Origin of the sequence: Candidatus Magnetaquicoccus inordinatus (assembly GCF_004217665.1) — a bacterium.
GTDB lineage: Bacteria > Pseudomonadota > Magnetococcia > Magnetococcales > Magnetaquicoccaceae > Magnetaquicoccus > Magnetaquicoccus inordinatus.
On record NZ_RXIU01000299.1, the window covers coordinates 1 to 3,225 of the forward strand.

Below are 3,225 nucleotides of genomic sequence, written 5' to 3' on the forward strand. Positions count from 1 at the left end.
ACGGTTTGCGTTGCTGCGGTACCGCAGCGATAGGGGCCGCAGCAGCATTGGCGGCTGCCGTATAACGGCGTGGCTGCTGTTGCGCGCCCGGAGCAGCATAGGGGGGCTGCCCATAATGGGGTGCCTGGGGATAGTGTGAAGAAGCTGCCGCACCCTCCCGCTTGTTGGTGGGGAAGGCCACCTTCTCTGCCGTGCCAATGCCCGTCGCCACCACTGTAACCCGGACAGTATCCTCCATGGCCTCATCCAATACGGCACCAAAAACGATAATGGCATCTTCGTGGGCCATATCCCGGACCACCGTGGCCGCCTCGTCAACCTCCTGCAGGGAGAGATTATATCCACCGGTAATATTGATCAAAACACCCCGTGCGCCATGAATAGAGACATCATCCAACAAGGGGCTGGAGATGGCATGGGTCGCCGCATCCAAAGCCCGCGTATCCCCACTGGCCTCGGCAGCGCCCATCATGGCTTGCCCCATCTCATCCATGACCGTGCGCACATCGGCAAAGTCCACATTGATCAGACCAGGAACCGTGATCAGATCCGTAATACCCCGCACCGCCTGATTGAGCACATCATCCGCACGGCGAAAAGCCTCCAGGATGGTGGTGTTTTTGCCCACCACACCCAACAACTTTTGGTTGGGAATGGTGATCAGGGTGTCCGCATACTTGCGCAGCTCTTCCAAGCCCTCTTCGGCAAACCGATAACGCCGCTTGCCCTCAAAGTTGAACGGTTTGGTGACCACGGCTACCGTAAGAATACCTAACTCTTTGGCGATGCGCGCAATAATCGGCGCGGCGCCAGTACCGGTACCCCCACCCATGCCCGCCGTGATAAAAACCATATCCGCCCCGATCAGACTGTCACGCAGTCGATCCTGGCTCTCTTCTGCAGCGCGCATTCCCACTTCCGGCTTGGCACCTGCCCCCAAACCGCGCGTGACATTTTCACCGATTTGAATCCGAGTAGGGGCCAGATTGCGGGCCAATGCCTGGGCATCGGTGTTGGCAACGATAAATTCAACCCCATCCAACTGGGATTGAATCATGTTGTTGATCGCATTACCGCCACCCCCGCCAACACCTACAACCTTAATCCGTGCATCCAGATGATTGACCTGTTCATACTCTTCGATGATCATCGAAATCCCCCAAGGAGAAAGACCTTCTTACCCAACAGCGCGCCACCGATGCACGGAAACACGCCGAATTTTCGTTTAGTTGTCGTATAACTAACTAAGAAACTAAGAAACTAAAAAATATCACCCAGCCAGGAGCGCATACGATGGAAAATTCCTTGCACGGACGGGCTGTTCCCTTGCGGGGCCATTTGCCGGGAAATCTCCTTTTCGTTACGACTGGCAAACATGACCAAGCCGACAGCAGTCGCGTAGACCGGACTGTTGACCACATCCGTCAAACCGCCGATTCCCTGGGGTGTGCCACGGCGGACCGGTTTGTTGAAAACCTCCTCCGCCAATTCGACCATACCCTCGGTGATGGATGAACCACCCGTCAGCACCACGCCAGCGGCCAACTGCTCCTCGAAGCCAGAACGGGCAATTTCACGGCTGACCAGAGTAAAAAGCTCCTCCACTCTGGGTTCGATAATTTCAGCCAAAATATGCCGCCCCAGAGAGCGGGACTTGCGGTCACCGATACTGGGAACTTCGATGGTCTCTTCTGGATTGACCAGAGAAGAGAGGGCACAGCCGAATTTGCGCTTGATCATCTCTGCCTCACGGGTAGGTGTGCGCAAACCGACGGCAATGTCATTGGTGAGGTGATCACCGCCGATAGCCAACACGGCGGTATGTTTGATATGTCCTTCGCTGAAGAGCGCAATGTCGGTCGTGCCGCCACCAATGTCAAGTAGACAAACACCTAACTCTTTTTCATCCGAAGTCAGTACAGCCTCGGCAGAGGCCAGTTGCTCCAGGATGATGTCACCCACATCCAGTCCACAGCGATTGACACACTTGATGATGTTCTGCGCCGAAGCAACAGCCCCAGTCACGATATGGACCCGAGCTTCCAGTCGGACACCAGACATGTTTAGTGGTTGCTTGATGCCATCCTGGCCGTCGAGAATATATTCCTGGGGAATAATATGCAGGATCTCACGATCCATGGGAATATTGTGCGCCCTGGCTGCATCCAGAACCCGTTGGATATCGCTGGCCGTGACCTCACCATCTTTGGTGGCCACCACGCCGTTGGAGTTGCCACTCTTGATATGACCTCCGGCAATGCCGGCATACACCATACGAATCTCCACCCCGGCCATCATTTCGGCCTCTTCCACCGCCATGCGCATGCTCTCTACGGTGGAATCAATATCGATCACGACCCCTTTGCGCAACCCCCGTGAAGGATGGGTACCAACACCAATAATATCAAGACGTCCATCAGGCTGCTGGTCGGCGACGATACAACAAATTTTCGTTGTACCGATATCCAAGCCGACGATCAGATTTTGGTCCTGTACAGGCATAGCCTATCCACTCGCAGGAGATTGACAACAAACTACCCAAGGGCCGGGATCATGTTCCCGGATACGTTAAACGCTTCAGGCTCTTCTTACCATCATCGCCCTACTAATGGAAGGGACAATGATCAAAAAAATAACCTTACAGAGCAAATCTCACCATCGCCTTGCCAGAGATGCGCAACTCCACTTGGCGGACTTTGCGATCCAGAATGGCATACTGTTCCTGCAACCGTTTCAGCAGCTCCAACTCCTGATCGATGCGCTGGGAAAGCAGCAACTTGATTCCTTGTTTGGTGTAGAGGGTCCAGCGCCCCCCCGGATAGCTGACGGCTTCCGAGATGCGTCCTTGCAGCCAGGCATGCTTGCTGAGCAGATTGATCAGCCAGACCACTTGTGTCGCCTTTTCTTCACCCGGGGCCGAGACGATGATCGGCAACATCAACGGGTCTTCCTTCTCCATGGGCTTGACGGTGGCGCCATACTCATCGACCAAAAAAAGGCGGTCACCCTCCCGCACCATGCCCACCGCCCTTTTTTCCACCACCCGGATCAGCAGGGTAGAGGGAAACTGTCGCTTGACATGTACCGAACGGATCCATGGCATGGCTTCCAGACGGCTTTGCACATTTTTGGGATGAACCGTGAGCAGTGCCCCTTGCGCAGAGTATCGATAACGGGTTGCAGGTCGGATTTGCCTGTGGCAAAGGGCTGGCAATGCCGGTGGGT

Annotated in this window: 3 protein-coding genes; all 3 read right to left on the reverse strand. The window is 55.2% G+C overall.

The genetic code is table 11. The features are described from left to right. Positions 1 to 1,150 (reverse strand): cell division protein FtsZ (gene ftsZ / locus EJP87_RS14885; RefSeq protein WP_130472649.1); only part of this gene is annotated, 1,150 nt, incomplete at its 3' end. 110 nt (positions 1,151 to 1,260) lie between these two features. Beyond that, positions 1,261 to 2,502: a cell division protein FtsA gene (ftsA, locus tag EJP87_RS14890; protein ID WP_130472650.1), complete on the reverse strand. Its 1,242-nt coding sequence runs from the start codon at positions 2,500 to 2,502 to the stop codon at positions 1,261 to 1,263. Positions 2,503 to 2,638: 136 nt separating this feature from the next. Further along, positions 2,639 to 3,225 (reverse strand): cell division protein FtsQ/DivIB (locus EJP87_RS14895; protein WP_130472651.1); only part of this gene is annotated, 587 nt, incomplete at its 5' end.

Coding starts and splice junctions, on each gene's coding strand:
- ftsA (WP_130472650.1), bottom strand. CDS start 2,502: ATGCCTGTACAGGACCAAAATCTGATCGTCGGCTTGGATATCGGTACA.